This window comes from Treponema saccharophilum DSM 2985 (assembly GCF_000255555.1).
Taxonomy (GTDB): Bacteria; Spirochaetota; Spirochaetia; order Treponematales; family Treponemataceae; genus Treponema_D; species Treponema_D saccharophilum.
The window spans coordinates 1-26975 of sequence record NZ_AGRW01000044.1 but is presented as its reverse complement, the minus strand read 5'-3'; the positions used below and the strand labels follow the sequence as shown (position 1 = coordinate 26975).

Here is a 26975-nt window from a genome sequence, read left to right as displayed (position 1 = left end):
ATCACTTCAGCAGGGAGAGCGGGTCCACAAGGCGCCCGTCCTTGTAAACGGTGAAATGCAGGTGCGGCCCCGTCGAGTATCCGGTCGAGCCGACGTACCCGACGCGCTGCCCCTGCTCCACGTACTGCCCCCTGGAAACGACGTATTTCGTCATGTGGCCGTAGAGCGTCTGATAGCCGTTTCCGTGGTCGATTATTATGTAGTTTCCGTAAACGGGAGAATACATCGCCTTGACGACCTTCCCGCTCATCGCGGCTTTTATCGTCGTCCCCTTCGGCGCCGCCATGTCGATTCCGGTATGGCTCGAAGGCGCTCCCGTTATCGGGTCCTTCCGCTTTCCGAACAGCGAGGTGAGCCGCCAGCATCCAGACTGGAGCGGATAGCTGAACAGCTCGCCCATCGCGCTTTTGAGCGCCGTGTAGTCCATCTTCGCGCCGGGGATGAACAGCTCCATCCCCTTCGTCAGGACGTCGCCCGAAAGGTCGTTCGTGTCGAGCAGCTCCTCCACGCTGACGTGGTACTTCACGGAAAGCGCGTTGAGCGAATCCCCCGCGGCGACGATATGCACGAGCCCGTCCTGCGACGGTATGCGGAGCTTCTGCCCAGCGCGTATCGTCCGCACGTTCTTTATCCCGTTCACCGCGATGAGCGTCGAAATGTTCCGCAATCCGCTCCCGTACGTTATCGAGCCGATTGTGTCGCCGCTTTTCACGGTGTACGTCGAGAAAGTCACCGGCTCGCTGAAAACGACGCTTGCCGAAGAGAGGACAGTCCCGTCGGAAAGGAGTATGTTGCCGTTGCTGTCGAAAACAGCCTCGGTCTGCGGCTTGACGAGCGCAAAACGCTCCATCGCGACGGGAATGACGGAATCAAGGCTCGTGTCGGCAAAGGAAACGATGGCGTCGCCGCTCCCCGACTCCGAAAAACTGAAAAAGCGCGAGAAATCAAGCGAATCGACTTTTCTGTCGAGAAAATTAAAAACGAGGAACGGAACAACCGAAAAAATCGCGAGGGAGCAGAACGCGAACGCAATCGACTGGACGGAAAGACGGGCGGCTGACGGACTATTCCGGACAGGCTCGCGCGACCGCGGCGGCACGTAGGCCGAACGCGGGCTCCATCCCGACGAGAAGCCCAGCGGAACCTGGCACGCCTGCGACAAGTCTTTCTTCACCTCCGAGAACGGCCTGACCGATTCCCTTGATGCGGAACGTAAAGCTGAACTTTTTGAGTATTTTATATCGCCGTCGGTTCTGAAACTCAGAGCCGACGCCCTTCTTCCGACATAAGTGAAGACTTCCATGTTGGATATATCGGCACGGGAATGTAAAGAAATGAACTCAAAATCCGAAAATTCTACTATCATATGGCATCAAGACAAAAACTGGGAGGTTTTTCAATGAAAAAATTGGCAGCAGCGGCGGCTGCGCTTCTTTTCGGTGCGGGGGCGTTCGCATACAATCCGCCCGCCGGCGGACAGAACATCCTCAAGATAACCAGCCCGGAGCTACTGACCGGCGCGAATTCGACGGCTGGCGGCCCGCTTTTCATCACGACGCCGGATTCCGTCGTAAACAACCCGGCAATTACGGGATTCAACCAGCGCAATACGCTCGACCTTGCGGGAACGCTCCTGTTCGACAGCGAGGACGATGAGCATTCGCTTGGGGGCGCGTTCAGCATCGGGCTGTCGATGGCGACGAGATGGTGCGTCCCGACATTCCTCGTGCAGGGAATTTTCGTGCCGTACGAGCGCATGCAGCTCGGAAACAGCATCAACTTCACCGCAGGCTACGCGCGCGACATAACGGACGAGCTTGCAATCGGGGCGAGCGCGAACATCGGACTCTTCTACGGGTACGGGACCGACTGGACCGCGAGCGCATCACTCGGCGCGCTCTACCGGCTCGGCGACGTCTCGTTCCTGCGCGACGTGCGCTTCGGCTTCGCGCTTGCGAACCTCGGAAAAATGTACACCGAGACGGAAGTCCTCGGCATAGCGGACATCGGGGATTTCAGCGGCGAGAAGCTGTCGGACGCGGAGAAATCAAAGAACGGGATGTGGCCGGGAATCGCGACGCCCAGGTTCGGGGTGGCGGCGAAGCTCCTCGACCACGAGAAATTCAAGCTCGGGCTGTCGCTCGACTTGTCCGCACCCGGATTCCAGGATTTCGTGGGCGACGTCGGGCTTCAGATTGACGCGCTCAATTTCGTGCGCCTCAGCTCGTCATGGGAATACGACCTCCGCGAATTCAGCAACGACTGCAAGAACATCCTTCCGTCGGTCGGGCTGAGCTTCCACTTCATGATAAAGGCGAAAGGCGCGTACCTTTCGAAGAACGGCTGGGAGCAGAGCGAGATGACGGCGGGCGCGGCGTGGAAACGCCTGTACGAGGATGTCGACGCGGTCAGCGCGGGCGTCGTCGTGGACCTCGGTCTCAACGACGAGGAAGCTCCGGAAATTATCATGTGGGGTGACGAGTAATGAAAAAGGTTTTGCTATCATCGGCGGCCGCGCTCATTCTTTCTGGCGCGGCGTTTGCCGAATCGAAAACGGTCGCGGAGGTGCTTGAGTCCGGAAAGAACGTCAGGACGAACTACATCTCCCCGAAAAACACGGACGGCGTGCAGGATTCCCTCAGGGTTCCGATTCAGATAAAGGACAAGCGGTACGTCGTCTCCTGGACGTTCATCATCGAGAACGAGAAAGGCGAGACGATAAGGACGATAGGATACAAGGAGAAGCGCGACGGGAAGCTCACGCTCAAGGAATTCTTCAAGTCGCTCATAACGCCGAAGAAATCCGTCGACATCCCGAAGGAGATTGTCTGGAACGGCGTGATGGACAACGGCGAATTCGCACCCGACGGCACATACCAGTACTACCTCACCGCGACGGACAACAACGACAACAAGAAGACATCGTCAAAAAACAGAGTCGTCGTCGACAACACGCCGCCGGAGATTGCCCTCGCGCAGCCGTCCCAGGGCGACAAGATTTTCGGGGAAGGCGCGAAGACGGTGTTCTCCGTGAACCAGTCAGGCTCAAAGGAAGACAGCTGGACGGGAACGTTCACAAACGCGAAGGGCGAGGTCGTCTTCAAGAAAAGCTGGACGGACAGCGAGCCGCTCACATTCGACTGGAACGGAACGGACAACGACGGGCTTCCTGTCGCGGACGGCGTGTACAAGTACGAAGTCAGCGCAACGGACAAGGCAGGAAACAAATCGGCTCCGGCGACGATAGCGAACATCATCTATTCGGCGGAGAAACCCGCGACGAACATCGTCCTCTCCGGCGGAAAATACTTCTCGCCGAAAGGAAACGGCGACATCAAGACGATTTCGTTCGACGTGAAGATTCCCGTTCCCGACCCGAAATCTGGGAACAAGCTCGTGAAATGGTCCGTCGAGATTTTCGACGACAAGGGAACCGTCTACCGCAGATTCGACGGGACTGACAACCCGCCGAGCACGATAACGTGGGACGGAAAGGACGATTCCGGAAACGAGGTCACGGAAGGAAACGCATATCAGGCGACGGTCAACGCGAAGTACCTCAACGGCTACGAGACGGCACCCGTCAACTCGCCGCTTTTCACGCTCGACAACACGCCGCCGAAAATCGAGCTTCAGGCTTCCAGCAAGGTCTTCTCGCCCGACGGCGACGGAAACCTCGACAATATGGAAATCGCGCAGAAAGTCGAGAAGAGCGAGACGGGCGCGCCTGTCGAGAACTGGAAGGGAACAATCGCGAACGCGCGCGGGGAAACAATCCGCGAGTTCGACTTCGGCGCGTTCCCGCCGGAAAAATTTGTCTGGGACGGATACGACGCGCAGAACCAGCTCGCCGAGAACGGCGACTACTCGTACACAATCAGCGCGACGGACAAGGCAGGAAACAGCGCGCAGCAGAAAATCGCGTTCAAGCTCGACACGGTTCCGACGGAGCTTTCAATCGCGCTCAACAAGACGGCTTTCAACCCGAACAGGCCTGCTGAAATCAGGATTCTGCCGAAGGCATCGACAGACATCGTCTCGTACTCGCTCTCTATCTGCGACGCGGACACCGGAAAGGAAGTCTGGGCGGACTCGCGCAAGGGCGACAGCCGCATCCAGCTTCCCGTCGTCAACTGGGACGGAAAGGCGAACACGGGCGACGAGAACGGAATGCAGTGCAAGGACGGAACATACATCGCGCTCCTCGACACCGTTTCTGCAAGCGGAAACGAGGCTCACGCGAAGTCGCAGAAATTCGTCATCGACACCGTTCCGCCTGCAATCGAGCTCAACGTGCCCTACTCCGTGTTCTCGCCGGCGACGGACAGCAAGAAGACCGCCGTTCCCGTCAGCGCGAAGTCGAGCGCGGAGGAATCGTGGACGGCGCGCGTCTACAACGACAAGAACGAGTCTGTGCGGACGTATACGTGGAAGGGCAGCGTCGAGTCGTTCAGCTTTGACGGACGCGACGCGTCAGGAAACCTCCTCGCGGACGGAACGTACTCAATCGCGTTCTCTTCCGAGGATGCCGCGGGCAACAAGGCGACGGAGACAATCCCGAACATCGTAATCGACAACCGCGAGACGAAATCGTACGTCACGGCGGAATCGGACGCGTTCAGCCCGAACGGAAACGGCTCTCTCGACACGCAGAAATTCACGATACGGAATTCGCTCAACGAGGGAATCGAAAGCTGGAAATTCACGGTCGAGACGACGGAAGGAACGGTCGCGAAAACGTGGTCGGACAAGACGGACGGAAAAATTCCGCAGTCAATCGTCTGGGACGGAAAGGGCGACGACGGAAATACCGTTGCGGACAACGCGTATATCGGAAAGCTCAGCATCGTCTACGAGAAAGGAAACGTCATCGACACGGCGACGGGCGTCTTCATCAGCTGCGTGACGCCGCCGAAGCTTTCGGTCAAGACGAAGCCGAAGTATTTCTCACCGGACAACGACGGCGAGGACGACGACTTGTTCATCAGCCTCAAGCGCGAGAACGAAATCGTGCCGATTAAGGACTGGTCGCTCAAGATTTACGCCCCCGACCCGAAAGACCCGGAGAAAAAAGGACCGCTCTTCTGGACGACAGGCGGAAAATCAAGCCTCGCGGAACAGATTATCTGGGACGGACGCTCCAACTCAGGCGAGCTCGTGCAGTCGGCGATGGATTATCCGTACGCGTTCACAGTCACGGACACGCTCGGCATGACGAGCACCGTCGAGGGCAAAATCGAAATCGACATCCTCGTCGTGAAAGTCGGAAACCGCCTCAAGATGGCAGTTCCTTCGATTATCTTCCGTTCGGATGCCGCGGACTTCGGCGTGCGCGTTGTCGATGCGAGCGGAAAGGTCGTCAAGTCTGGAATCACCCCGGCGCAGGCAGCGACGAACGAGCGCGTCCTCAAGCGCATTGCCGAAATTCTCAACAAGTTCAAGAGCTACGAGGTCACAATCGAAGGCCACGCGAACAGCCAGTCAGGGACGAGAATCGAGGAGGAGCAGGACACGACGCAGTACGGTCCGGGACTTCTCAAGCTCTCGAAGCAGCGCGCGGAATTCGTCAAGTCGCAGCTCAAGTCTTACGGAGTCAAGGGCGACAGGCTCAACACCGCAGGAAAGGGCGGAACGGAGCCGATTGTCAACAGGACGGATTCGGAGAACAACTGGAAGAACAGGCGCGTCGAATTCATCCTCGACAAGAAAAAGTGATGAGAAACGGAACGGCACGGATTTTTCTGCCGTTCCGTCACAAAAGCGGAAAAACGCAAGGCGCGTCCCGAACAGAAAAACCGGGGCGCGTTTTTTTTCGAGGATACGGATACGCGTTGTGATACTATTGAGCCATGACAGAAGAGATGATTGAAAAGCTCCGCGCGCTTGCGGACAAATACGAGACGAAGGAATTCATCGTCGGAGACCCGTCGTCGTTCATGCACAGATACGGCGACGCGCGGGAAAAGGAAACAGCCGCGTTCATCGCGGCAAACCTCGCGTTCGGGCGGCGCGAGCAGATTCTCTCGCACGTGGAGAAAATACTCGCGGAAACGGGAAGCTCGCCGTCGGGATGGATAACGGGCGGAGGATACAAAGAATTCTTCGGGGAAAGCGGAAAATCGTTTTACCGGACGTACACGAACGGCGCGATGGTGCTGTTCTTCGGGACGCTAGAAAAAATTCTCTCGGAGGAAGAGACGCCGGGCGAATTCTTCAGGAAAAAGTGGGAATCGTCCGGAAAAAACGGGCATCTCCACGAAATCATAGCGCGTGAATTCCCCGAGGAATGCACGCTCGTCCCGCACACAAAGGAATCGGCGGCAAAAAAGCTCAACATGATGCTCAGGTGGTTCGTCAGGACGGATTCCCCCGTCGACATCGGAACATGGAAATGGTTCGACAGGAAAAACCTGCTCATGCCGCTCGACACGCACGTGATGCAGGAATCGACGCGCCTTTCCCTCATAAAACCCGCGCGGAGCGGAAAAGTGCGCGCGGCGACACTCGCAACGGCGGAGGAGCTCACGGAAACGCTCAGGGAAGCGTTCCCGGACGACCCCGTGCGCGGGGATTTCGCGCTGTTCGGGCTCGGCGTCGACGAAGAAAAAAAACGGTAGGAAAAATCTCAGCGCCGTCTTCTGTTCGCGATGAGAAGAAGTCGGACGAGCGAGCCGACGGCGGTGAGCGCGGACGCGACGTATGTCATGGCAGCCGCCCACAGGACTGCCCTCGCTCCGGAAAGCTCATCGGAATCGAACGTGCCTGACGAGCCGAGTATTTTGAGCGCGCGGCGGGATGCGTCGAATTCGACGGGGAGCGTCACGATGTAGAACGCGACTGAGGCGGAGAAAAGGATTATGCCCGCGTTCATGATGAGCTGGGCGAGAGAATACGAGGCAACGGAGGCGAATCCCATCGCAAGCCCCGCCATGACGAGAATTGGCCCGAAGCGCGAGCCGATATTCGCGACGGGAACCATCGTTCCGCGGAGGACAAGCGGGCCGTAGCCGACGTGATGCTGTATTGCGTGCCCGGTCTCGTGCGCGGCGACGCCGATTGCCGCGATGGAGGTGCTTGCGAACGTCGAGTCGCTCAGGCTCAGTATTTTTGTCGACGGGTTGTAATTGTCGGTCAGCGCCCCCGATATGCGGCGGATGCGCACATCCGTTATTCCGTTGGCGCGGAGGAGAAGTTCCGCGGCCTGCGCCCCGGTCAGCCCCTTGCGGCTCCTCACCCGGTCGTATTTTGCGAAGCGGGATTTCACCGCGCCCGATGCCCAAAGGCTCAGCAAGACGGCGGGAAGGACGAAAATGATGTAGGTGTAATCGAAATACATACGCTCTCCAGATGACGGTATTGATTTTTCCGTAGGATTGTACCGCCTTAACCATTTTACTTCAAATGCCGATAACGTAAGCGGAGACTTTCATGGGTTCATTCAAAATAACTGATATAAAAGACGGCCATTCATTCACCGAGCCGGTTTTCATAGACAAGCAGTTCATCCTCCTCGACAGCGGAATGCCGTTCACCAGCAAGATGAAAAGTGCCCTCGTCGAATGGGGGTTCAAGGAAGTCTTCTCCGACGGCAAGGAATCGACGCGCGACGAGGAATCGCTCGAAAAGGTGCGGCAGATTGTCAAGACGGAATCGTTCGAGTCGGTAAGCATCGACGAGGTCATGAGCGGAGAGCCGAACGGCGAGCAGAACGAGAAGAACAAAGTTGCGGTAGAAGCGAACAGGAAATTCATCACCACGGTTGAGGAATGCGACAAGAAAATCAAGGAGCAGCAGGAATCGGACATAGAGGCGCGGACAAAATTCGCGGAGAAGGCTTACGAAGCGGGAATGGACTACATCACGTTCGTGTACACGAGATTCGTCACGCACCGCGAGCTGAAAATCGGGCTGATTTCCGAGGCTGTCGACGCGCTCAACACTTTCATCAAGGAAAACAAGAAGTACATCCTCGGCATCCAGCCGAAGGAGGACGCGAAGTTCGACAAGAATTTCATCGTGAACCATTCGCTCCGCTCGGCGATTTTCGCGCTCAGCATCGGGCAGACGCTCAAAATGCAGAAAACGAAGCTGATAGAGCTTGGCGTCGCCGCCCTGCTCCACGAAATCGGGCAGATTAGGCTCCCGCCGCAGCTCTACCTCACCGACAGGAAGCTTCTCCCGATGGAACGGGCGCTTCTTTCGACGCACACGACAATCGGATACAGCATCCTCCAGGACAACGATTTCCCGATTTCGATATCAATCGGCGTTTTCGAGCACCACGAGCGCGAAAACGGGATGGGCTATCCGAGAAAGCTCGTCGGCGACAAAATCTCGCTGTACGGGAAAATCCTTTCCGTCGTCTGCTCGTACGAGGCGATTTCGGCACCGAGGCATTACAAAGACGCGAAAAGCACGCACGAGGCGATAATCGAGCTTCTGCGGAACAACGACAAGCAGTACGACGACATCGTGATAAAGGCGCTCGTCCAGAGCGTGTCACTCTTCCCCATCGGCGCATACGTGTTCCTCGCGAACGGAAAAGTCGCGCAGGTCATGGACGCAAACGGAGACCCGCGGACGCCGATCGTCCAGCTTATCGGCGAGAAAAACGCGTCAGGATTCCCGCTGACGATTCAGACGGACAACGACAAGCTCAAAATCGTACGCGTCCTGAACAAAAGCGAGACGCTCGACCTTCTCAAGGCGCTCAAAAAATAGGATTACGAAACGCCCGGAACATATGATGAAGTTCCGGGCGTTTTTTTGGGGTCAGGATTCTTATTTCTCCTGCCCCGTCTTTGCGAATCCCGTAAGGTCGTCTTTCCGCAGCGCGGCGGCGAGAAGTTCGGGAAGTCGCTCGGGCGGGCACGCGAAGCACGGAACGGACAGCCCCGCAACAGCGGCCGCCGTCGCCTTGTCGTAATAGGCGCGCCCTCCGTCCTCGATTGCGAGGAGGACGATGACCGTGACGCCGGACTCCTTCAGCTCCCGTATCTTTTCGACAAGCCCCGCGCGGCTTCCGTACTCGTCGAGGTCGGAGATGAGGAAGAAAAGCGTGTGGAGCGGGTCGGTCACGAGAGTCTGGCAGTATTCGAGGGATTTGCGAATGTCAGTCCCGCCGCCCATCTGGAAGCCGAACAGCAAATCGACGGGGTCGGAAGTCAAATCGGTCAGGTCCATTATCTCGGTGTCGAACGCGACGATGTTCGTCTTCACGCTGCTCATCGTGGCGAGAATGCACGCCATTATCGACGAGAAGATTATGGAGTCGCCCATGGAGCCGCTCTGGTCGACGTCGAGGATTATGTTCCATTTGCTCGTTTTCGCCGATCTGTCGTAGAACCAGACATGCTCCGGGATTATCGTCCCCAAATCCGTGCTGAAATTCTTCAGGTTCCTCGCAATCGTGTACTTGAAGTCTATCGCAGACGCGCTCGGAAGCGGCGAATGGCTTTTCTTGTTGAGCGCGGAAACGACCGCCGACTGAATTTGCGTTGAGAGAAGCTCGTTTATCTTATCGACGATTTTCTTTATGTACAGCCGCGCGCTTTCCTTCGACTTCTCAGGAATCTGGTTCTTCAGCTCGAGGAAAACGGACGCCATGCTCATGTCGGGTGCCAGGTTCTCGAGCAGCTCCGGCTCCATCAGAAGCTGCTTCAGACCTTTCCGCTCGATTGCGTCGTTCTGCACGACGACGACGGTATCGTTGTCGAAAAGCGTCCGCAAGTTTCCAAGCCATTTCGATATGACGGGGGATGACGGGCCGTTCCCCCTTCCACGCCCCTTCGACAAGGTGTCGTCGTTTTTTCCGTATATGGCGCTCAGCGTGTCGTCTATGAGCGACTGCTTTTTGTCGAGCGGGACTGCAGAGCCGCCGCAAAATCCGCCGAGCGCCTCATCCGACTCCTTCCCGAGAATCAGCCGCCAGCGCGCTATTTTTTCGTCCTGTGTCATTTTCACTTCCTAAATATCATCAAAATCGAAGCCGGACAGCTCGCCGAGCTTCTCCTTGTCCGATTCCGTGATTGTCTGCGTGAGAACTTCCGCGGCTTGTCCGCCGTCCACGCCCCAAATCTGCCCGAGGTTCTCCGCGATGCCGCATTTCTCGTTCTGACCGAAATCCGAGAACGTGCGCCTGAGGACGACGAGCGCCCGCGCGAATTCCTCGTCGTCGAGCGCGTCTATGTAATCGTTGAGCTGCTCCCAAATCGGAAGGCGCGCGATGAGCGTGAAATGATTCTTCGCGGAAAGCCCCTCGAACCACAGCGCCGCCAAATCCGGCGGGGTTCCCTTCGAAAGCCGCCTCGAAATCTCCGCGGAAAGGAAACCGGCATCGCATTTTCCCCGTTCGAGAAGAATCGACATCGCGAATCCGGAGCAGCGGCAGTTCAAATCGTCCTTCGAGGCAATCTCCTCAAGCGCGCCGAGAAGAAGCGGCTCGTCAAGGTAATCGTGGTTCAGCTGGAGCGTGTGGATGGCGTTCATCGAGTCGCAGACGTCCCGAGCGTTCTCGTCGTCGCATCCGCACGCTTCCCTCATGATGAGGACGGAGCGGAGGTAGAGTTTCTCGAGCATCGGCCGGAGCTGTTCCGTGTCGAATTTCCGCAAGTCGCCGTAGCGCACGACAAGAGAAAGCTGCTCGGCAGTCGAGGCAATCTGCCCGAACGCGTTGTCCCCCGCGGAAAGCGCCTGGACTTTCCGGAGCGCGTACCTGCACAAATCGGGAAGCCCGCACATGAACGCACGCCTGAACACCTTCGTTGCCTCGTCAATCGACGATGCCTCGTCGGCGCTTTCCTTCAGCTTCCGCGAGCAGGCGCTCGCAACCGAGTCGCCGAACAGGGAAGATTCGACAATCTGAATCTCGACTTCAGGCGTCCACTGCACGGACCACGTTTCCTTCCAGTTCATGCCGCTCTGCCCCGAGTCGAGCATCTCCGCAAAATGAACGCCGATTGCGAGAAGCCGGTTCAAAAAGAACGACGCGTAGAGGTCGCGGAACGCAGCCTCCTCGGACTGAACGGACAGTTTCTCGCGCAGGTCAAGCTCCAAAATAGAGGAGACCTCGCTCTTGTATTTTCCGAGCCGGAACCGCTCGACCTGCCTGTTGAAGTCGTCCTGAACAGCCGTCTTGCTCATGCCCTGCGGAAGGAATCCGATGACGGGGCGGATTTCCACCTTCGTCGTCGCATGGACGATTTCAGAGAATTCGCCGTGGCCGATTGTCGCCGTCATCGCGTCGTGGAGGTCGTCCTTGTTCGGGTACCGGCTTCCCCTGAACGATGCGAGAACACGAGCGAGCCTCGACGCCTCTATGAGGGAAGCCGACGAGACGATGTTCCCCGCCGCACGGTGCTCCTTGGCGCACTCGACGATGTACCTCGTCGCAAAATCGTTCATCGCGTCTTCGCCCGAGCCGCCCTTTTTCTTCGAGAGCGACTCGAACATCATCTGGTAATACGACGGGGAATCGTTTCCCGCCCCGTATCCTGACGCGCTCGAAAGCCTGAAAAACGAGTACGGCATCAGCGTGGCGAAGCTGTTGACGGACGGAAGGTTCTCAATCTCCACGTCGCTCATCGGCTCGTTCGTCTCGAGCCCGCCGACATGGAACGCGCCGCACACGCAGACAATTTTCTCGGGCTTCGTGCCGTTTTTTATCGCGTCGGCGATTTTCCGCTTCATGAACGCCTCGCGGATTACGGTCTCCGCCGCGTCGAATTTTCCGCGCCCGCCTTCCGCCTTCCGCATCTCCTTGCCGAACGTGTTGACGGCATCCCGATACGTTCCGGTGTTCCCGAGCTGCTCGAAGGTGCGCTCCCACCACCCTTCGTGGCTCTCGCCGGTGACGACCTCAAGCCTCCTGTAGACGCTTTCCGTCGTCCCCGCGGACTGCCGCCCGGAATCTTCGTCGTCATCCTCATCAATCCCGTCCGGTTCTGGCAGGGCAAGGAAAGACGACGACGGAAGGTCCATGAACGCGACGCCAGCGCCGTTCCGCCTCGCCCAAAGGATTGCCTGTATTTCGGGCGAGTATTCCGCGAACGGATAGAGAATCGAGCGTACGGGAGCGCAATCCGTGTACGCCATTATTGCAATCGGGAATTTCACGTTCGGGTCGCATATCGAGTCTATCATGTAGCTCAAGTCGGACGGTCCTTCGACGAGGACAAGCTCCGGCTTCACTTCATCGAGAAAAGACCGTACCTCAACGCCTGCCGCCGGCGAGAGATGCCTCACACCGAAATACAGAGGTCCCTGCATTATTTGTTCAGCTCCTTGCACGCTTTGTACAGGTCGCCCCATTCGCTTCCGCGCTTCTTCATCACGTTCTCGAGGTATTCCGTCCACGCGATTTTGTCGTTCTCCTCGTCCTTGACGATTGCGCCCTGGAGGGATGCCGCCAAATCCTCCGCCGTCACCGCTCCCGTCCCGAAACTTCCCGCAAGCGCCATCGAATTCGTCAGCAGGGAAATCGCCTCCGCCGTGGAAAGGACGCCGCTCGTCGTCTTGAGCTTCTGCTTTCCGTCCTCAGTCTTCCCGTTCCGCAGCTCGCGGAAAACGGTTACGACCTTCTCCACGATTTTGTCGTCCGGAATGTTCGAGCCGAGCGTGAGCGACGACGAAAGCTGCCCGACGCGCCTTTTTATGATGTCCATCTCCATCTTCGCGTTGTTCGGAACGGGCAGTACGATGATGTTGAACCGTCTCTTGAGCGCCGCCGACATCGAGTTGACGCCCTTGTCGCGCGTGTTCGCGGTCGCAATCACGGAGAATCCCTTCTTCGCGGGAACCTCCACGCCAAGTTCCGCGACGCTTATCCTCTTCTCGGAAAGTATCGATATAAGCGAATCCTGAACCTCGCTCGCGCACCTCGAAATTTCCTCGAACCGCGCTATCGTTCCGCTCTCCATCGCGTTGTAGACGGGGCTTTTCACGAGCGCGTCCATGCTCGGGCCTTTCGAGATGAGCATGGCGTAGTTCCACGAATAGCGGATTTGCTCCTCCGTCGTTCCCGCAGTTCCCTGAACGACCTTCGACGAGTCGCCGTTTATCGCGGCGGCAAGATGCTCGCTGAGCCACGACTTCGCGGTTCCCGGCTCGCCGATGAGAAGAAGCGCCCTGTCCGTGACGAGTGTCGCAATCGCAACCTCCACGAGGCGCCTGTTTCCGATGTATTTCGGGGTTATCTCCATATTCCCGCATTTTCCGCCGGTGATGTATGTCAGAACCGATTTCGGCGACATCTTCCAGCCTTCGGGAATCGGGTTCGTCTCGTTTGCAATCAGCGCGTTGAGTTCATCCTGGTACAGCTCCTCAGCCGATTTCCTTAGGACATTCTCGCTCATTTTTCTCTCCTTTTATTAATATTCGTTTTTTGATTTTGTTCTCAGCAGCTTCTGCCGCCGTTTTTTTCGATAAGCCCGATTGTCTCGTCGTAGTACGGGCGCTCCCACTTGTACACTTCCTTCAGAACCATCGCCTTGATTTTCTTGAGGAGCTTTTCGTTTTCCCGGTCGAGCATGTGGACGAGCACATAGAACTGAAGGAGCGTCTCGGAATCCCATTTTTTGAGGACGGGCAAATCGTTGAAAACCGTCTTCCCCGCGCAGGCGAATTCTTTGGCATAAGAAATTCCCTCGGCATTGAGCCGCTCGGCCGACATTCCCGTCCCGTCGGCAAGCCGCTTGAGGAATTTCGGCAGGAATCGGAAATCGGGAATGTAGTCGTCATAGCAGGCTAAATTCTGCGGGGCGCTCATACTCCGGCAGAGCCATTTTTTCAGAGATGAATGCGATATTTCCCGGTATTGCGCGAATCCCTCGTGCCCGAATTCCTCCAGCTTTCCCTCGTCATGCGCCGTCTCAGCCTGCGTGTAGACGACGGCATCGATAAGGCTGAGCACGTCGAGGATGGCTGCGTTCAGGCTGTCCTTTTCCGACGCCATCACGGCATCCATCCCCACCTTTATCTTCGCGAAAACGGGATTCACTTCGGAAAGCGGAAGAAAATTCTCGTAAGCCTTCTTGAGCCTGAAATCGTCCTTTATGAGGGACGTTCCCGCAAATATCGCGTTCTCAAGCCTTTCCTTCAGGTCGTTCAGCGGTGTCAAATTCATTTTTATTCCTCTTTTTTGCGATAGTCGTGTTTTTTCGCGTCACATCAGGCGGAGGACGTATTCCTTCGTGATGAGCGAATGGATATGGAAGCGGATTTCCCCGAGCTGCTCGTCGTAGAACATCTTCCCGAAAACAGCCCCCACGTTTTTCATGTCGACCGGAATTATTTTCGCGTTTTCGATGAACGATGTCGTGCAGTACGCGTTCGTGGTCGTCCCGCTCTCGAGCGGCGCATCGGCAACGCGGATTCTCGTTCCTGCAGCGTCCTCGATGAGCAAATTCACGCCCGCCATTCCTATCGACGCGACGGGAAGGAGCATCATCATCGACTTCTCGTGGAGCGTGTTCTTTATGTAGTTCTTGAATTTCTTCACGGCGGACTCGAAGCTTTCCTCCGCGCACGAAATCAGGGCAAGCCTGTCCTCGTCCGTCAGCTTCCTCGTCGTGAAGCTGTCCCAGCGCACGCGGCTCGTGCCCGGATATTTGTACACGCGCGGGATGAGGAGCATCTCGAAGCAGCTGTCCGGAATCTTGATTTTCGACCAAACCTTGCTGGGAACCATGCTTATGTTCGCGCAGATTTCCTTCGTGTCCATGTCGATGCAGTGCGACTTGTACTGGAATTCGTCCTTCACCCTGTCCTCGACAACCTCGAACGAAAGCTCGACCAACCGCGCGTTGTCGCGGAACGACTGTATCTTCTCAAGCTCCTCAAGTTTCCAGATGCCGCCGAGCTCCTCGAACAGGATGTCGTTGTTGTCGTCGAACGTCCGCTCCTCTATTTTTTTCGAGAGGAACGCGCACCCCTTCTTTATTATGGTGTTGAGTTTTATCAGGTACCTGAGCGTCTGCGAGTACAGCATCTTCGCGTCGGCGCTTTCCCCCCGTTCGCCGCGAAACTGTATCTCCGACATCGACTCGGCGATGCGGTTCATGATGAGCTGCGGCCCCGGAAGCCCGTAGTTGTAAAGCTCCGTCGCGAGGTCGCGGAATTTCTGAATGGACGTTCCGGAAAGCGTCGCAAGTCCCGACGTCATAAGCTCGTCAGTCATCTTCCGCGCCATCTCAAGCCCCTCGAGCTGCTTCGCCGTCTTTTTCTCGGCTGCTTTTATGGAGGACGCCGTCTGCTTCTTCGGTTTTGCCGCCTTCTCCGCCTTCTTCGTCTCCCGCTCCTCCGCCTTCGCCCTCTTCTCGGCAATCTCCTCCGGAAGCGCGTCAACTTCGAACGTCTCCCCGCGCTCGATGAGGAGCATCAAAGCCAATCCGTGCTTGCATGGAAACTGCCTGCTCGGGCAGGAACAGCGGCACACGGGAAGCTTCTTCTCGTCGGACATGTCGACAGACGTGCGGTACGGATTTTTCCCGCTTCCGGCGCATTCTCCCCAATAAACCGTCGAGTCCTCCGTTTTCTTCAGATTGGCGAAACACCCCTTGTCGGCAAGTTTCTTCCCGTTTGCGAGAGCCGAGTCGTTCACCGCCATCTGCTCAATCATCGCTTTTGTAAGCATTGCAGGCTCCTGTATTCTATGCGACTTTTTTCATAGAAATACTGTTTTGTTTTCGACCCGAACAGAACGAACAGGTCATAAAACGATTATAGGTATTTTTTGAATTTTGCAAAGAAAAAATTTTCGCATTCGCGCTTCTGCACGACAATCGCGGGAATCGCGTTTTTCAGTTGAAGAATTCGCGCCGCTCGTCGACATCCTTGCGGAATTTCTCGTCGACGAGGGGAGGATTTTTCGTGAAGTAGAGGATTTGCCCGAGCTCCTCGGAATTGCGCGCCCCCCACACGGGAACGACGTTCTCGAACCGGCGGAGAAACCCGAGCGCGAGCGGGATGTTGTCAATGATTCCGCCGCACAGGGGACGCATCGCGATAAAGCCGATATCAGCCTTCGCGTATTCCTCGACAAGCTCGACGACATCCTCCGTGCAAATCATGTTGAACGGATACTGGAGCGTCTCCCAGCCCACATCGGAAAAAAGAACGGAATGCGCCACGTCCATCGATTCCGTCGTGACGCCGAAATGGCGGATTACGCCCGCTTTCTTGAGGTTCTCAAGCTTCTCGACGACGCCGTCGTCCCCGCCGCGCTTGGGAAGAAGCCCCGGCTTCTCAATCTGATACAAATCGATGTAATCGACGCGCAGGTTCCTGAGGCTCTCGTCCAAATCCTCGGCGATTTCCTCGGCGGAATGGGCGGCGGTTTTCGTCGCGATTATCACATCCTTGCGGATTTTCAGCGACTCTATCGCAATCCCGAGCCTGCGCTCGCTTTCGGGAGTTGCCTTCGAGGTGTCGAAAAAGTTCACGCCGTCGTCGAAAGCCTCCTTCACGAGCGCCGTCGCGTCATCCTGCGACGGAAGCTCCTTGAGGGACATCGCACCAAAAGCCGTGCGGGAAACGAGAAGATTCGACTTGCCGAGAACGACGTAATCCATTGTTTGAATCACCTCCATGTGATTCAAACAATGCATGTTTTCTGCGAAAACATGCGGTTTAAACCACATTTTTTCTGACGCGGCGTCCTGCCGCGTGTTTTCCTCCGCATGGTTTTTCACGGAGTCTGCGGAACCTCCGTGTGATTCAGAAAATGCTCGTTTCCGTTGGAAACGTGCCGTCTGAACCACATGACGCGAACTCCTGCGGGGCGCTTTCTCCGCATGGATTTTCCGGTACGGAGAAAGCGCGCGGGAGCCGCGTTCAGTGGGCGTTATTTCTTTTCCACGGGTTTGTACTCGCGGATTTTCTTCTGGATGAACGGAACGAGGTCGTCGATTTTCACGCGCTCCTGCTGCATCGAGTCGCGGAAGCGGACGGTGACGGAGCCGAAATCGGGATTGTCGGAGCCGTCGTCCTTCTTCTCGTGGATTGTGTCGTAGTCGACCGTCACGCAGAACGGTGTTCCGACCTCATCCTGCCTTCTGTAGCGCTTTCCGACGGAGCCAGACGCATCGAAATCGGTGACGAAATCCTCTTTGAGCAGGTGCTGGATTTCCTTCGCCTTCTCGGCGATTCCGTCCTTCTTCATGAGCGGGAGAACGGCGACCGTTATCGGAGCGAGGCGCGGGTCGAGGTGGAGGACGGTGCGGTAATCGTCCTTTCCGTCAGTGCCGACGTTCTCCTCCTCGTATGCCTCGCAGAGGAACATAAGGAAGTTGCGGTTCAGGCCGGCAGACGTCTCGACGACATACGGAATGTATTTTTTGTTTCCGTCGTCCTGGTCGATGTAGCACATATCCTTCTTCGAGTATTCCTGATGCTGCGAGAGGTCGAAGTCGGTGCGCGAGTGGATTCCCTCGATTTCCTCGAATCCGATGGGGAAGTTGTACGTGATGTCGTACGCGTCCTTCGCGTAGTGCGCGAGCTTGTCGTGGTGGTGCCACTTGAGATTCTTCTCGGCGATACCGTACTTGAGGTAGAATCCCCACCGCTCGTTGCGCCATCTCTCGAACGTCTCGTCCTCCGTTCCAGGCTTGCAGAAATATTCCATCTCCATCTGCTCGAATTCGCACGTGCGGAAGATGAAGTTCTTGAAAATTATCTCGTTGCGGAACGATTTTCCGACCTGCGCGACACCGAACGGAACCTTCATGCGGTTCGACTGGACGATGCTCTTGAAGTCGGTGAAGATGCCCTGGCATGTTTCCGGGCGGAGATAGATGAGGTGGCTCTCGTCGGCAATCGGTCCCTGATACGTCTTGAACATCAGGTTGAACTCGCGGACAGCCGTGTATTTCCTGTTCTTGCTCTTGCATGTCGGGCAGTCGATGTTCGCGTCGATGTACGATTTCATCTCCTCGTGGCTCATCGTATCGACGGGTTTTCCCGGAGCCTTGTCGGGATTCGCGGCGACGAAATCCTCGATGAGCTTGTCGGCGCGGTGGCGCGCCTGGCATTCGAGGCAGTCAACCATCGGGTCTGAGAAGTGGTCAACATGGCCGGAAGCCTTCCATGTCGTGTGGTGCTGGAAGATTGCGGAATCGAGACCGACAACATCGTCGTGGAGCTGCGTCATGTAATGCCACCACGCGTTCTGGATGTTGCGCTTGAAATCGACGCCGAGCGGACCGTAATCCCACGCGCCCGCCTGACCGCCGTAAATCTCGGAAGCCTGATAGACGAAGCCGCGCCTCTTGCACAGAGAGATGATTTTGTCGAGCGTGCACGCGTGCTCGTCCGCCGCCTTCTTTTCGTTTGCCATTTGAAAAACTCCTTGCCCGTCGCTGGATTGCGGCGGAAGCTGAAAAAAATGATGCGGGAATTGTATCAGAGACATCGGTTTGTTTCCACGGCAAAAAAAAGCAGGGAAAATCCCTGCTTTTTCGGCATCAGCCGGCGGTCGGTTTCGTCCCAATCTGCTGGCCGTATTTCACGCGGAATTCGGAGCCGCCGCTGACGGCCGACGCGATTTCGGGGAGAAGCTCGATTTTCCCCTTCTCGAAGAGCATCACAATCGTCGAGCCGTGAAGGTCGAAATAGCCCTTCTCCTCACCGCGCCCGAACCGTTCCGGAAGATTTTTTCCCTTGTGGTTCACGATTCCGCCGACGCTGAACGCGCCGACCTCAATCTGCGCGACGTCCCCGAAATGGTCGGTCGAGAAAACCGTCCACGAGCGGCGGTTCCTCGCATAAACCCTGAAATTCTCGCACGCGACGGGCTGGACGGAATACAGCTTTCCGGGAATGAAGTGGTTCGCGCCCGCCCCGGCGTTGTGGACGCCGCCGTCGATATAGCAGAAACGGTGGTAATCCGTGGCGCACAGGCGGAATATAAGGCAGTCGCCGCCGAGAAATTTCCCGTCAAAGTCGTGCGTCCCGAAAAAATCGGAAAGCGCGTAGTCGAAGCCCTTCACGCGGAACACGGAATCGCTTCCGATTTTGCACGCGGAAAGGAGAGAGTCGCACGGAGAGATGAGGTGCGACGGTTCCGCATCGAACGAGAGCGCGGACTCGGGCTTTTTCCTCGTGAAGAAATCGTTGAACGAGCGGAACCGTTTCGTTCCCGCGGGATTCACCTCGGCATAATCGGAAAAATCCGACATGTCGATTCCGTTCTTCGCGATGAACGGCTTTATGTACGAATGCGACAGCGGAGAGCGCAGAAACGCCCCGAGGAGTTTCGGGACACGGAGAGCGAGCATCGTCTCAAGGATGCAGCGCCCGAACGGGTTCCTGCACAGGAATTCGACGGAGCCGTCGTTCCCGCCAGCGTTTTTCTCTTTTTCCATCGGCTGTCCCCCTCAGTTTTCGGCGGAAGACGCGTCGTCCTCGATTACGGCAGTATTCTCGAACACGACGGAGGGGTCTTTGTCCGTCGTCGGGACGCAGTAAGATTTTCCGAGCATGAGGAGCGCAAGCTCGGCAAGCCCGATGATAATCATCACGATTTTTCCCGCGAGCGCCGGCTTCGGAAGCCTGAACGGGGAGATGAACGCCAACGCCATCACCATAAGGAGAATTGCCGCGGGCTGAATCGGCGGGCGCGCGCTTCCCGCGAAATACGAGATGATGAAAACAGCGGGAAGGACAATCGCCACGCTCGTGACGGGAAGCCCCCGGTACTCATGGCGGGACTCGCTCGTCTTCTTCTGCCTGTTCATCTCGTCGACGTTGAAATACGACAGGCGGATGAGCGCGCACAGAAGGTAGATTGCGCAGATGCAGATGACGCCGCGCGCCTGCCACGGATGCTCCACCGGATACTGCGCGTCCCCGATTGCAAGCTTGTAGACGATAAGCGACGGGAAAACGCCGTAGCTTATGATGTCGGCCATCGAATCTATCTGGATTCCGAAAAGCTTCTCGTCGTCGGTGCGGTTCTTCTTCGTGGAAGCGACCTTCCCGTCGAACATGTCCATCACACCCGCGACCATCAGGCACAGAAGCGCGAGTATGAAACTTCTGTCAGAGTTCGAGAACACGAAATGGATTCCCGCGAACGAGAAAATCATCCCGATGTACGTCAATATGACTGTGTAATTGTAAACCCCAAGCAACATTTATTTGACTCTCCTTTTCTAGTGAAAGAACGTCACAGGAAAAACCTGCTGTTTCTATTCAAAAAGATTCCCAAAGATAAGGCTGTAGGCGAGAATCGCCCACGGTTTCGCCGTCAGAATTATAATGACGAACTTTTTTATTTTCATCTGAGTCAGTCCCGTGAAATAGCACAGGAAATCGTCAGGAGAAATCGGAAGGCAGATGGCAATCCACAAAAAAATGTGGTAATGCTTCGTGTAGCGGTTCATCCAGCGCTTGTACGAGCGGATTTTCTTTTCCGAGAAAATAAGGCGCATGAGAGAGAACCCCATCTTGCGAGAAAGGAGGAACGCCAGAATCGAGCCGGTGCAGATGCCGATGTAGTTGCACACGAAGCCGCCGACAGAGCCGAACATGGCGGCGCCTGCGACGCATCCGAGCGCGCCGGGGATTACTGCGTAGAAAACCTTGAAGCACTGGAACACGGTCAGCGCGACGGGGCCGAAATATCCGAAAGATTTTATGTATTCCCTGAACGAATCCGGATTTTTGAAAGACCCGATTGAATACTGGTAGGCAAGGAAACTGCCGAGCGCGACAAAAAAAACGACGAAGATTCCCGCGAAAATACGTTTTGCAAGCCGGCCGTTCTTGTCGAGGAACGTCGGCTTCTCAAAAGGTTCCTCCTCGTCATTCATTTTCTCAGCGATATTCTGACTCATACCCAAACCTGAACAATAAATCCACCGGAAAAACGTTTTTCCGGGCAGTTCCAATAAAAATAACAGATTTCGCCATCAATCTCAATAAAACAGCCCGGCGCATCCGCGAAAAAGCAGGGCGGCGAAAAAAAAAGGCGAAAAGCCTTACACACTCTTCGCCTTCAATCATGGAGAACCGTCGTTGCTTGCAGGAACCGCATTCACAGCTACGATTCCTGCGCACATCGTCGCAGAACAAAGCGTCTGGATGTCGGAGAACGCTCTGCTCCACCCGGTACATTTTAATTTTCGGAGACGGCTCTGAAATCTTTAGTATTTTCAAAAAATTCTTCGCGAGTGCGCACGGTTATTCCCGGAATTTTGAGCGAGCGCGACGACATCGAATAGGTGCGCAGCTTTGGATACGACGTGCAGCGGCTCTCGAACCACCACGCGAACATCTTCATCCTGTTGTCCGTGAGGATTTTCCGTCCGCCGTAATCTTCCGCCCACATCATGTTCGCGCCGAAAAGAGCGCCCGCGCCGAACGTCTCCGCAGGAAAAAGCCGCGACGAGACGGAATGCGCCAGCTCCTCGAACGTCGAGCCGCGCACGTGCGTCTCGTTTTCGGGATAGCCGAGGTCAAGCCCCGCCATGTAGATTTCGGACGCGCCGGCGACGCGGGCAAATTCCCACGCGGTAGTCGAGACGGAGCCGCCAGAGCTAAGGATTCCGCGCTTTCTGTCCTCGCGGACGAATTCGCCGTCGACGAGCCCCTTCTCCGCCATCATCTCAAGCGGGCAGTTCGAGGCGCACATCACGATTTCCCGGCAGCGGAATCGGAGCGCTGGAGGATAGACGGCAGCCTCGGTGACGAGGACGCTGGACGGGGACGAAAGCCCCGCGATATGCCTGTACGCGTAGAACTGCGGGTCGCAGAGCACGACGAAATCAGGCTCGACCCCATAATCGAGGCACGAGCGGAGCGCCGTATCGACCGCGACGATGAATGCGCGCCGCCCCATTTCTTTAAGGTGCGGCAGTATTTCAGAAAGAGACGGTCCCGCGGCCACGACGACGAACGGCCGCCCCGAAAACGATTCTTTATTTTTTGAGACGAAATCCGACAGCGACGAGACGCGCGCGTTTATCACGGAGGAATTCATCCCGATGTTCTTCTTCCACAGCGCGGAGAACCGCCTGAACGTCGCGGCGTTTATTCTCTCCTTGTCGCGGTTCCGCTCGATTTGCGATGAAAGCGCGCAATAATAGGCGGACGCGTGCATCGTGTGCGCCTGGTTCTGAAAAAGCGCGACGGAAAGAAGCCCGCCGGCACGCTCAAGAAGCGAGACGACGACATCCGCACCCGTCGCGATTGCGAACGTCACGTCGCGCATATTGAAGACGGGCGACCAGTCTATCGCGGAAAGCGCCGTGAAAAACGCCTTCGGGTTCGGCTCCACGACTATCAGCGCGTCATCGGGGAATTTCCGGGCATACGCGACGACAGGATACCCCAGCCCGAACGAAAAAAAAGCGCACGCGCGGGAATCCGGGTTCGTCTTCTTCACGGAATCGGCAGCCTGCTCGGCTTCCCGGACGGGGTCGTACAAGGAATGGAGCATCCGCGACTTTCCGTCGCCGTCCTTCGCGCGCGCCGTCGGCATGTTCCCGCGGCGGGACGGGACAATCTCAAGCTCGGATGCGGAAAGGAGGTATTCGGGGTTCGGCCCGCCGCCGACCGTAAGGCTGCCCTCGCCTACGCCGAGATAACCGGCAAGCGCGGGAAAACGCGAAAGAAAAAGCGTTATGTTCTTCTGCCAGATTTCGTTCATCATTCCCTACTCGAACACGAGCTCGATTTCCATATCATTGGTGACTTTTGTTCCTGCGGGCGGCTTCTGGTCGACGACCCATCCACCGTTCCCCGTTATCTTTATGTGCAGGTTCTTCTGCTCGAACAGTGGAAGAATCTGCCTCTTCGACATCCCCTTGAAATTCGGGAGCTTGTCCTTTATCACGACGGGCGGATCCCGCGAAATCGATATGACGCCCGAATGAGCGAGGCTCGACGCGCCCTTCCTGCTCATCCCGAGCTGGTCGATTATCACGTTCGCCGCCTTCTTTATGACCGGCGCGACGATTCTTCCGGCATACGTCTCGCCCTTCGCCTTCTCGATTACGATATAGAGGATTATCTCGGGATTCTCGACGGGAAAAACGGCGATGCAGTTGGAAAGGAAATCCGTGTCGCTGTAGCCGCCCGTCTTTATGTCCGCCATCTGTGCGGTTCCCGTCTTCACGCCGATGGACACGTCGTCAATCTGCGAGCGGATTCCCGTTCCGCTCTGCGCGACCGTCTCCATGCAGTTGAGCAGGTATTTAGCGGTCGATTCCCTTATGACGCGGTTTTTCCGGACTGGCTCGTGGACGAATTCCTCCTCGCCGCGGGAATTGACGATTTTGCTGATGAACGAAAGCTGCACGGGAACGCCCCCGTTCGCGAGAACCGTCGCCGCCTGAACCATCTGAAGCGCGCTGACGCCTATTTCCTGCCCGATTGCAATCGTCGGCTTCGAGCGCGCGGACCAATACCTGTCGCTCGTATTCTTCAGCGAGCCGGCCGTCTCCCCCGGAAGCTCCACGCCCGTCTTCGCCCCGAACCCGAACGACCGGAGCTTCTTCAGGAAAATCTCCGACTCGATTTTCTCGCTCATCTGCGCGAGCGCGTCGTTGCACGAATACTTTAGCGCCTCGCGCGCCGTCACCGAACCGTGCTGGCCGAGGCACGTTATCCTGATTCTCTCCCCCGAATTCGTCTTTTTCTCGTACGTCCCGTCGCACACGAAAACCTCGTCCGGCTTTATGACGCCCTCATCGAGGAACGACGCGACGGAGAATATCTTGAACACGGAACCGGGCTCGTAGCTTTCCGCGGCGGGGCGGTCCATCATCTGCTCCTTCGTCGCCGACGTATATTCGTTGAGGTTCACGGAAGGATAGCTTATGTAGGAAAGAATCTCGCCGTTCTTCGCGTCCGCGGCGACGAGCATCATCGACTCCGCCTGCGTGCTCTCCATCGCGTCCATCGCTATCTTCTCAAGCTGCGACTGGAGGTTCGCGTCTATCGTGAGGTAGATGTTCTTTCCCTGAATCTCCTCGCCGCGGATTCCCGTCATCGGCGAGAGCGTGTCCTGCATCGAATACTCGATTCCCGCAAGCCCGCGCCCCTCCGCGCCCATGAAGCCGATGAGCTGCGACGCCAAATCGTTCTCGGGATAGACGCGCCCGGGAATTTTGTCGTAGCGGACGACGGCGGTCGTGTAGCCGTTCTTCTCGCACATCCTGCGCAAATCCTCGTATGTCGTCTGGTCGATTTTTTTCTTTATGTAGACGAAGCTCGCCTTTGCGTTCTCGCTCAGTATTTTGAGAATCGACTTTTCCGTCTCGCCGAGAATCGGCGACACAATCTTGGCGAATATCTGCGGGTTCCTGATTGCCGACGGCGTAACGCCGAAATGGTAGTAGTTCGTCGCCACAGCAAGCGCCTTCCCGTTTCTGTCGAAAATAGAGCCGCGGTGTATGTTGTCGCCGGAAGGAACCTTCTGCGGCGCCTGCTGATTCTGCTGCGGGGAGGAGGCGATGACGCTTCCCTGCGAGGATGACGAGCCGGAGAACGAATAGACTCCGAATTTGACGATAATGACAAGCGAGAAAAGCGTCGTCAGCGCTATTATGGCGACCATCGGCCATTTCTTGATGTATCCGTTTACTTGCATAAAACTTTTCCAAGGATATTGTAAACGGGAACGAACCCGTAATTCCGGGAATCGAGGGATTCCCCGTAATTGTCACCGACGGCGAGCACGTACCCCTCCGGAACGGACGATACGCCAGACAGGTTCTTGAACTGCGTCTCGTTCAGGGGGATTCTGCTGCCGCAGACTTCGAGAGTATAACCGAATTCGCCGAACAAGTCATTGTCGGCCGAGCGCGACACGGAAAGCGAATCCCCGCCCACGGCGACGCATCTTTTCACGACCTGCTTGTTCTCGTACAGATAGATGACGACATCCCCGCGGCACGGCTCCGACCAGCGCAAAAGGAGCTTGTCCCCGTACGGCATGACGATTCCGTACCGCAGTTTGCTCACGACGATGGTCTCGCCGTCCTGTATCGACGGAACCATCGAGCGGCCGGACACGTGAAGAAAATCGACGACGAAAAGCTTGAGGAAAACGCCGAGCGCGATTCCCGCGCACACAATCAGCGCGACGGACGGACGGCGGGCAGACTTCCGGGAATCCGGGGTATCCTGCGAAAATGATTCGGACATACGCCGTATTCTACAATATATGCGGATTCATTGACAGAAGAATGATATTTTTGCATAGTAAAAGAATGTCAAACTCATCTTCAGGAGAGTCGTTTCTCCAGCGAATCTTCGGCTCACTTTTCAACAAAAAGGACCCCGAGGCGGAAAAGAAAAAACTGCTCAAGCAAATAGCAAAGTCACTCTCAAAGACGAAATGGAAATTCTACAAGCATAGCGCTGACCAGCTTCTGCCTGCGTTCCCGAAATTATTCTACGAGATATACAAAGCGGTGGTCGGCTGCCAGCTCTCGTTCAACAACCAGCAGAATCCGAACTCGTACAAGATGATGGTAGTTGACTACGCCCTGACAGAGGAGCAGAAGCGGATACTTGAGGAGCTGACGGAGGAATCCATAACGACGATGTCGCGGAACATGGACTTCAACCAGCTCAAAAAGCAGATAAAGACCGACATCGACAAGCTTTCCGCAGACTTCGACAAGGAAAAAATCCAGAAAATCGACACGCTTTACACGAAGCTGATGAAATTCAAGCAGTTCTGCACGTTCGATTTCTACTTCATGCTGAAGAAATTCGACTCCACGATGAGGGAGGGCGACTTCAGCAAGACGCCGAAATTCAACCCGATTGACGCCAGCTACGTCTCCGAGGACCTGAAGGACTTCCTTACGGTGGCATGGGCGCTCCCGCTCGATTCCGACTGGAGCGACATGATGCAGATGTTCAAGGTGATGAAGGGCGTCGAGCCGATGAAGCCGAACCAGTGGAACAAAATCGTCACGAGGCTCAACCAAATCAGGTCGGAGCAGGTAATCGAGATGATAATCCAGCTGACGACGAAAGACCCGACCTATTCTGTCGTAATCGAGGAGAAGCACGAGCAGATTGTCGAAAGCTACATCGACAAAATCAGGACGCAGGCGCAGCTAACGATACGCAAGCTCGAATCCGAGCAGATGAATTCAAAAATAGACAGCCTCCTGACGCAGATTTTCAACACGACCTCCATTTTTTCCCTCAAATACTACACAGAACAGGCGAGCGAGACGTTCCTCAAGCGGGGGCTTCCCGGATTCGAGTACGCAAAGCCGCTCAACTACATGCGCTTCTTCCTCATCGAATTCGTGAAGAGGGACGTCCGCACGTACGCCGACCTCGTCCTCATCCGCGGAAAATGGACGAACCCGCAGCTTTCGCAGACGATGAGCGACGCGTTCCACGCGATGATGGATTTGGCGGACAAAATATCCGCGTTCGACCAGAAGCACAACGAGGAGGGCGGGGACTTCGGTGCGAAGCTCAAGACGCTTTTGCCGAGGATTGACCGCGACAAGGAGGCGAAGGGAATCATCAAGACGACGATAAAGGACAGCAACTCGATGGCGAAGACGTATCTTGTGAACACGACGAAGGCGATGATTGTCTTCGCGAAAAGCACGAAAGCCCTTATCGAGGACTACAAAAAGCCGCGGGGCGAGCTTGTCTCGAACTGGAAGGAAATCGACCGATTCGCCGAGACGCCGCTGAACGAGCTTGCCGTCGACATCTACAAGAAAATATACCTTTTCGTGAACCTGATGCAGAATTTCCTTCAGAAATAACGGGAACGAAAAAGAAAATCCCCGCGCGGCCCCATAAAAGGAATGAAGTGTACCCCATTTATTGGACACTTTAACTAACGGACTTAAAGGACTTAGTTCTGTAATCAACAGGGCTGAGTCCTTTTAATTTTAACTTAATCCGTCTGTTGTTATAATAATCAATGTAATCGATTAAATCCTTTTTGAAAACTTCAATGTCAGTATATTTATTTGGATAAAGCAATTCTG

Annotated in this window: 21 protein-coding genes; 5 read left to right on the top strand and 16 right to left on the bottom strand. The window is 56.1% G+C overall.

What is annotated here, in order from left to right:
* Position 1 precedes the first annotated feature (1 nt).
* Positions 2–1303, bottom strand: a complete 1302-nt coding sequence (locus TRESADRAFT_RS06235; RefSeq protein WP_141607216.1) for a M23 family metallopeptidase — start codon at positions 1301–1303, stop codon at positions 2–4.
* A 96-nt stretch (positions 1304–1399) separates the two neighbouring features.
* Here TRESADRAFT_RS06235 and TRESADRAFT_RS06230 point away from each other — a divergent pair, with 96 nt between their 5' ends.
* The 3 genes from TRESADRAFT_RS06230 (at position 1400) to TRESADRAFT_RS06220 (ending at position 6617) form a co-directional block, all read left to right on the top strand.
* The gene (locus TRESADRAFT_RS06230) at positions 1400–2485 is read left to right on the top strand and encodes a PorV/PorQ family protein (RefSeq protein WP_002703902.1); all 1086 of its coding nucleotides are present in this window, start codon (positions 1400–1402) and stop codon (positions 2483–2485) included.
* The gene (locus tag TRESADRAFT_RS06225; protein WP_002703901.1) at positions 2485–5715 is read left to right on the top strand and encodes a FlgD immunoglobulin-like domain containing protein; all 3231 of its coding nucleotides are present in this window, start codon (positions 2485–2487) and stop codon (positions 5713–5715) included. The genes TRESADRAFT_RS06230 and TRESADRAFT_RS06225 overlap by 1 nt, the downstream gene beginning before the upstream one ends.
* Positions 5716–5849: 134 nt before the next feature.
* Complete coding sequence (locus tag TRESADRAFT_RS06220) at positions 5850–6617, top strand: TIGR02757 family protein (RefSeq protein WP_002703900.1); 768 nt, start codon at positions 5850–5852, stop codon at positions 6615–6617.
* 8 nt (positions 6618–6625) lie between these two features.
* On the opposite strand, the gene TRESADRAFT_RS06215 is transcribed toward TRESADRAFT_RS06220, so the two are convergent.
* On the bottom strand, positions 6626–7336 hold the full coding sequence (locus tag TRESADRAFT_RS06215) for a zinc metallopeptidase (RefSeq protein WP_002703898.1): 711 nt from the start codon (positions 7334–7336) through the stop codon (positions 6626–6628).
* Positions 7337–7428: 92 nt separating this feature from the next.
* Between TRESADRAFT_RS06215 and TRESADRAFT_RS06210 the strand changes: the two genes are divergently transcribed.
* On the top strand, positions 7429–8721 hold the full coding sequence (locus TRESADRAFT_RS06210) for an HD-GYP domain-containing protein (protein ID WP_002703897.1): 1293 nt from the start codon (positions 7429–7431) through the stop codon (positions 8719–8721).
* 60 nt (positions 8722–8781) lie between these two features.
* Here the strand turns inward: TRESADRAFT_RS06210 and TRESADRAFT_RS06205 are convergent, their stop codons facing one another.
* From TRESADRAFT_RS06205 to lepB, 13 genes are all read right to left on the bottom strand, one after another.
* Complete coding sequence (locus TRESADRAFT_RS06205; RefSeq protein WP_002703896.1) at positions 8782–9957, bottom strand: VWA domain-containing protein; 1176 nt, start codon at positions 9955–9957, stop codon at positions 8782–8784.
* Positions 9958–9966: 9 nt separating this feature from the next.
* The gene (locus TRESADRAFT_RS06200; protein ID WP_002703895.1) at positions 9967–12267 is read right to left on the bottom strand and encodes a DUF5682 family protein; all 2301 of its coding nucleotides are present in this window, start codon (positions 12265–12267) and stop codon (positions 9967–9969) included.
* Positions 12267–13352: an AAA family ATPase gene (locus TRESADRAFT_RS06195; RefSeq protein ID WP_002703894.1), complete on the bottom strand. Its 1086-nt coding sequence runs from the start codon at positions 13350–13352 to the stop codon at positions 12267–12269. Before TRESADRAFT_RS06195 ends, TRESADRAFT_RS06200 begins: the two co-directional genes overlap by 1 nt.
* 41 nt (positions 13353–13393) lie before the next feature.
* A complete protein-coding gene (locus TRESADRAFT_RS15040) occupies positions 13394–14122 on the bottom strand; it encodes a hypothetical protein (RefSeq protein WP_002703893.1) in 729 nt (242 codons plus the stop codon).
* A gap of 39 nt (positions 14123–14161) precedes the next feature.
* Positions 14162–15631: an SWIM zinc finger family protein gene (locus TRESADRAFT_RS06185; RefSeq protein WP_002703892.1), complete on the bottom strand. Its 1470-nt coding sequence runs from the start codon at positions 15629–15631 to the stop codon at positions 14162–14164.
* Positions 15632–15797: 166 nt separating this feature from the next.
* Entirely contained in the window at positions 15798–16568 is a 771-nt protein-coding gene (locus TRESADRAFT_RS06180) for an aldo/keto reductase (protein ID WP_002703891.1), read from the bottom strand.
* Between the two features lie 272 nt (positions 16569–16840).
* Positions 16841–18331 carry a glycine--tRNA ligase gene (locus TRESADRAFT_RS06175; protein ID WP_002703890.1) on the bottom strand — a complete coding sequence of 497 codons (1491 nt, stop codon included), beginning with the start codon at positions 18329–18331 and terminating at the stop codon, positions 16841–16843.
* 127 nt (positions 18332–18458) lie between these two features.
* Positions 18459–19358: a phosphatidylserine decarboxylase gene (locus tag TRESADRAFT_RS06170; RefSeq protein WP_002703888.1), complete on the bottom strand. Its 900-nt coding sequence runs from the start codon at positions 19356–19358 to the stop codon at positions 18459–18461.
* Between the two features lie 12 nt (positions 19359–19370).
* Complete coding sequence (locus TRESADRAFT_RS06165) at positions 19371–20129, bottom strand: CDP-alcohol phosphatidyltransferase family protein (RefSeq protein ID WP_002703887.1); 759 nt, start codon at positions 20127–20129, stop codon at positions 19371–19373.
* A 54-nt stretch (positions 20130–20183) separates the two neighbouring features.
* Positions 20184–20831 carry a TVP38/TMEM64 family protein gene (locus TRESADRAFT_RS06160; protein WP_002703886.1) on the bottom strand — a complete coding sequence of 216 codons (648 nt, stop codon included), beginning with the start codon at positions 20829–20831 and terminating at the stop codon, positions 20184–20186.
* Between the two features lie 281 nt (positions 20832–21112).
* Complete coding sequence (locus TRESADRAFT_RS06155) at positions 21113–22648, bottom strand: motility associated factor glycosyltransferase family protein (protein ID WP_040842407.1); 1536 nt, start codon at positions 22646–22648, stop codon at positions 21113–21115.
* A gap of 3 nt (positions 22649–22651) precedes the next feature.
* Positions 22652–24589, bottom strand: a complete 1938-nt coding sequence (locus tag TRESADRAFT_RS06150) for a penicillin-binding protein (RefSeq protein ID WP_002703884.1) — start codon at positions 24587–24589, stop codon at positions 22652–22654.
* Positions 24580–25146, bottom strand: a complete 567-nt coding sequence (gene lepB, locus TRESADRAFT_RS06145) for a signal peptidase I (protein ID WP_002703883.1) — start codon at positions 25144–25146, stop codon at positions 24580–24582. Before lepB ends, TRESADRAFT_RS06150 begins: the two co-directional genes overlap by 10 nt.
* A 65-nt stretch (positions 25147–25211) precedes the next feature.
* On the opposite strand from lepB, the gene TRESADRAFT_RS06140 reads away from it, so the two are divergent.
* Positions 25212–26747, top strand: a complete 1536-nt coding sequence (locus tag TRESADRAFT_RS06140) for a hypothetical protein (RefSeq protein WP_002703882.1) — start codon at positions 25212–25214, stop codon at positions 26745–26747.
* A gap of 70 nt (positions 26748–26817) precedes the next feature.
* Here TRESADRAFT_RS06140 and TRESADRAFT_RS06135 read toward each other — a convergent pair whose 3' ends face one another.
* On the bottom strand, positions 26818–26970 hold the full coding sequence (locus TRESADRAFT_RS06135; RefSeq protein ID WP_425358243.1) for an IS3 family transposase: 153 nt from the start codon (positions 26968–26970) through the stop codon (positions 26818–26820).
* Positions 26971–26975: the final 5 nt, after the last annotated feature.